Raw genomic sequence first — 3,584 nt, 5'->3', positions numbered from 1 at the left:
TCCCACACTCTCATGGCGTTGCGCTGCACCAGCCGGTAGGAGTCTTCGCGCGACAGGCCGGCTTGGGTCAGCGCCAGCATGACGCGCTGCGAATGCACGAGGCCGCGGAACTTGTTCATGTTCTTCAGCATGTTGTCGGGATAGACGAGCAGCTTGTCGACGACGCCGGTCAGCCGTGACAGTGCGAAATCGAGCGTCACGGTGGCATCCGGGCCGATCATGCGCTCGACCGAGGAGTGCGAGATGTCGCGCTCGTGCCAGAGCGCCACATTTTCCATCGCCGGCAGCGCCATGGAGCGCACCATGCGGGCAAGACCGGTGAGGTTTTCGGTCAGCACCGGGTTGCGCTTGTGCGGCATGGCCGACGAGCCCTTCTGGCCCGGCGAAAAATACTCTTCAGCTTCCAGCACTTCGGTGCGCTGCAAATGCCGGATTTCGATCGACAGCCGCTCGACCGACGAGGCGATGACGCCGAGCGTGGCAAAGAACATGGCGTGGCGGTCGCGCGGGATCACTTGCGTCGACACCGGCTCGGGCTTCAGGCCGAGCTTTGCCGCCACATGCTCCTCGACATAGGGGTCGATGTTGGCGAAGGTGCCGACCGCGCCCGAAATCGCGCAGGTGGCGATGTCTTCGCGCGCGTGCACCAACCGCTCGCGGCAGCGCGAGAATTCGGCATAGGCCTGCGCCAGCTTGACGCCAAAGGTCGTCGGCTCGGCATGGATGCCATGGCTGCGGCCGATGGTGACGGTGTCCTTGTGCTCGAAGGCGCGGCGCTTAAGCGCTGCAAGCAAGCCATCGATGTCGGCGAGCAGGATGTCGCTGGCGCGGGTAAGCTGCACCGCAAAGCAGGTGTCGAGAACATCGGACGAGGTCATCCCCTGGTGGATGAAGCGGGCGTCCGGTCCGACGAATTCGGCAAGATGGGTCAGGAAGGCGATGACGTCATGCTTGGTGACGCGCTCGATCTCGTCGATCGCCTCGACATCGAATTTTGCCGCCCCGCCCTTTTCCCAGATGGTTTTTGCCGCTTCCCTGGGGATGACGCCGAGTTCGGCCAACGCGTCGCAGGCATAGGCTTCGATCTCGAACCAGATGCGGAACCGGGTTTCTGGCGACCAGATGGCGACCATTTCCGGCCGGGAATAGCGAGGGATCATCGGTCAGTCCTGACATATCGAGAAGTTTGCCCGCGTCCTAACAGAGGCGAGCAAAATGCTCAACGCTGCTGGCGCGCAAACCAGACGCCCGCGGCAAACAGAGCGATGAAACCAACTGGAAAATAGAGCCGGATGCCCAGCACCACGAACTGGTAGAGCGCAATCAGCGTCGTGAAGACGAACTGGAGGACCCAGGTGCGGGTGAAAGCAGGGGCGTGCCACTCGGCGTAGTAGGAGCGGTACTGCAGGGCAAAGAGCCCGGCGGTCAGGCCGATCGTCGCCGCGGCTAGGCACACGAAGGCCGCGGCAAAGGCGACTTCCCAGCGTCTTCCCTGCGAGACCAGCCGCGCCGCGAACAGGCCGATGGGAAAAGCCAGCGCAGCTCCCACCGCAAACAGCGCGGTGACAATGCGGATTTTCGCCGGCGTCTCCCAGTCGTCCAACAACAGGGCGACGAGCGCGCTGGCGCCCATCGTCGTGGCCCATAGCAAGGCGCCATAAAACGCAGTGCGCGGCGTCGGTATCGCGCGGCGAAGGCGGTTCAGCGAACGATCGCGCGGGGCGGGTGGGACAAGCGGTGTCACAGGCGGCCGGTCACCGCGATCCAGCGAAAGTCCGGGCCTTCAAAGCCGTATTGGCGCACCGCGATCAGCACGGCATAGGCGCTGAGACTGTCCATCGAAAAGGTCTGCACAGCGCCGATGCGGTAGCCGTTCGGGCAACCCCGGCTTTTCGGTATCGACTTGTCCTCGTGCAGCAGCTTGGTCGTGCCGCCATCCTGCGCCTCGATACGCAGCAGCCGGAAGCCGTTGATCTCGCCCTGGCTCTCGCAGCCCTCGGTGTTGTTCATGCCGAGATCGTCGAGCCGAAACTCGAGCGGTGGGTCGACCGGCGAAAAGATCGGGCGCGGGTTGACTGCCATCCGGTGCGGATCGGCCGAAAGTTCGGTCACCGGGTTGAAGCCGGCGGTGATGCCGCGATTGGCGTCCAACTCGGCCTGACTGACAATGGCTTCGCCTTTTTGCCGGGCCTGAAGGCGCGCCGCATCCAGTTTGGCATTCTCGTCCTCAAGCCGGACCCGGATCGGCGTGCCCTTGAGAAAGCTGTCGGTGCTGGTGTCGATGTAGTAGCGGTTGGCATAGGGAAAACCCGATCCATCCTGCACGCCATATTCCTCGAAAGCAAAGACGCTGCCGTCCTTGGTGAAGCCGAGGATTTCAAGTTCGGCGACATCGCCGGCATGAGCCGCGATCGAGGTGGCAAACTGTGCAAGCAGGCCAACGGCAAACAGAAAGAGCATTCGCATCGGTCTTCACCCCCGTGATCGTCTCAATCCCCTAGCACGCCGAAATCAAAACGTCGTGCGGTGCGAAAGCCGATGCATCCAATCGGCCCGTCATTTGTTATCGTCGGCAGTCCCAATGGAGACCACCATGACCGACACCAGCAAAATTCGCGAGCATATGGAAGTCGTCGGCGCCGACGGCGTGCATGTCGGCACTGTCGACAAGGTCGATGGCCAGCGCATCAAGCTGACCAAGGCCGATAGCGGCGAGGGCGCTCACAAGGGCCATCATCACTATATTCCCCTGAGCCTGATTGCCGAAGTCGACGGCAAGAAGGTCTGGCTGTCGGCGAATTCCGATGTTGCGGTGACGTTCGAGGAAGAAAAGTCCGATCGGGTCTGATTATCGCTTCACCTCAGGCGTGACGACCAGACCGGAAACAGATCGTTTTCGGCAGGGGTTGCCGCATAGACGCCGCGGCTGATGGCGCGCGCCATGGTGGCGCCGGCTGCGGCGTAGAGATCGATCGCCGCATCGGCGGAGAGTTCGATACCGCTCGTGCCGGTCGCCAGCGCGAACACAAGGTCGCCATCGGCCGGTGTGTGCGTCGGCCATATCGCGCGCACGAACCCGTCATGCGCCGATATCGCCAGGCGCTTGGCGGCAGCTTTTGTGAGCACCGCATCGGTGGCAATGACGGCGATGGTGGTGTTGCCGCCGGTCTCCATCTGCCTGCCAACATGCTTGTCGCGGTGTTTCAAAAGAATCCGTTTCGCATCGTCCGGCATCGGCGAGGGATAACCAAGCCCGCCGAATTCGTTGCCGATTTCGAACGGTGCTGCCCAGAAATGGCGGGTTCGGCCTGTGGTCACCGATCCGGTCGGGTTGACGGCGGCCAGCGCACCGACGGTGACGCCGCTATCCAGCAGCGTCGAGGCGGAGCCGAGGCCGCCTTTCAGCCCCGAGGTCAGCGCGCCGGTGCCGTCGGCGATCCTGTTCGACCTGCGCAATGGCGGCGACAAGGATTGGGGCCGTTATCCGCCCTACCGCGAGCTTGGCTATGAGGCCGCGCAAACTGCCGCCGCCGATTTCCAGCTTGGCACGATCGGCGCCGGCACCGGCGCGCTGACCTCGGGGC

4 protein-coding genes and 2 pseudogenes are annotated in these 3,584 nt (G+C 63.3%); 2 read left to right on the top strand and 4 right to left on the bottom strand.

The features are described 5' to 3' along the window. The 3 genes from purB to EN964_RS28940 all read right to left on the bottom strand — a co-directional run. The coding region (gene purB, locus EN964_RS28950) for an adenylosuccinate lyase (RefSeq protein ID WP_127277035.1) at positions 1–1,160 on the bottom strand (1,160 nt) is incomplete at its 3' end. A 59-nt stretch (positions 1,161–1,219) separates the two neighbouring features. Next, positions 1,220–1,633: a hypothetical protein gene (locus EN964_RS28945; protein WP_127269893.1), complete on the bottom strand. Its 414-nt coding sequence runs from the start codon at positions 1,631–1,633 to the stop codon at positions 1,220–1,222. A gap of 107 nt (positions 1,634–1,740) precedes the next feature. After that, on the bottom strand, positions 1,741–2,466 hold the full coding sequence (locus tag EN964_RS28940) for a DUF2259 domain-containing protein (protein ID WP_127269891.1): 726 nt from the start codon (positions 2,464–2,466) through the stop codon (positions 1,741–1,743). Positions 2,467–2,593: 127 nt separating this feature from the next. Here EN964_RS28940 and EN964_RS28935 point away from each other — a divergent pair, with 127 nt between their 5' ends. Further along, positions 2,594–2,848, top strand: a complete 255-nt coding sequence (locus EN964_RS28935) for a DUF2171 domain-containing protein (protein WP_127269889.1) — start codon at positions 2,594–2,596, stop codon at positions 2,846–2,848. 8 nt (positions 2,849–2,856) lie between these two features. On the opposite strand, the pseudogene EN964_RS28930 reads toward EN964_RS28935, so the two are convergent. After that, positions 2,857–3,438 (bottom strand): annotated as a pseudogene (locus EN964_RS28930) (P1 family peptidase); the annotation flags it as partial. Here EN964_RS28930 and EN964_RS38850 point away from each other — a divergent pair. Continuing rightward, positions 3,425–3,584 (top strand): annotated as a pseudogene (locus tag EN964_RS38850) (peptidase T4); the annotation flags it as partial. The pseudogenes EN964_RS28930 and EN964_RS38850 overlap by 14 nt on opposite strands.

It is taken from the genome of Mesorhizobium sp. M7A.F.Ca.CA.001.10.2.1, from assembly GCF_003998575.1.
Classification (GTDB): Bacteria; Pseudomonadota; Alphaproteobacteria; order Rhizobiales; family Rhizobiaceae; genus Mesorhizobium.
The sequence above is the reverse complement of the archived record's forward strand: the minus strand, read 5'-3'. Positions and strand labels throughout refer to the sequence as shown.

Excerpts from the sequence above, each read along its gene's own strand:
- EN964_RS28945 (WP_127269893.1), bottom strand. The coding sequence starts at position 1,633 with ATGGGCGCCAGCGCGCTCGTCGCCCTGTTGTTGGACGACTGGGAGACG.
- EN964_RS28940 (WP_127269891.1), bottom strand. The coding sequence starts at position 2,466 with ATGCGAATGCTCTTTCTGTTTGCCGTTGGCCTGCTTGCACAGTTTGCC.
- EN964_RS28935 (WP_127269889.1), top strand. The coding sequence starts at position 2,594 with ATGACCGACACCAGCAAAATTCGCGAGCATATGGAAGTCGTCGGCGCC.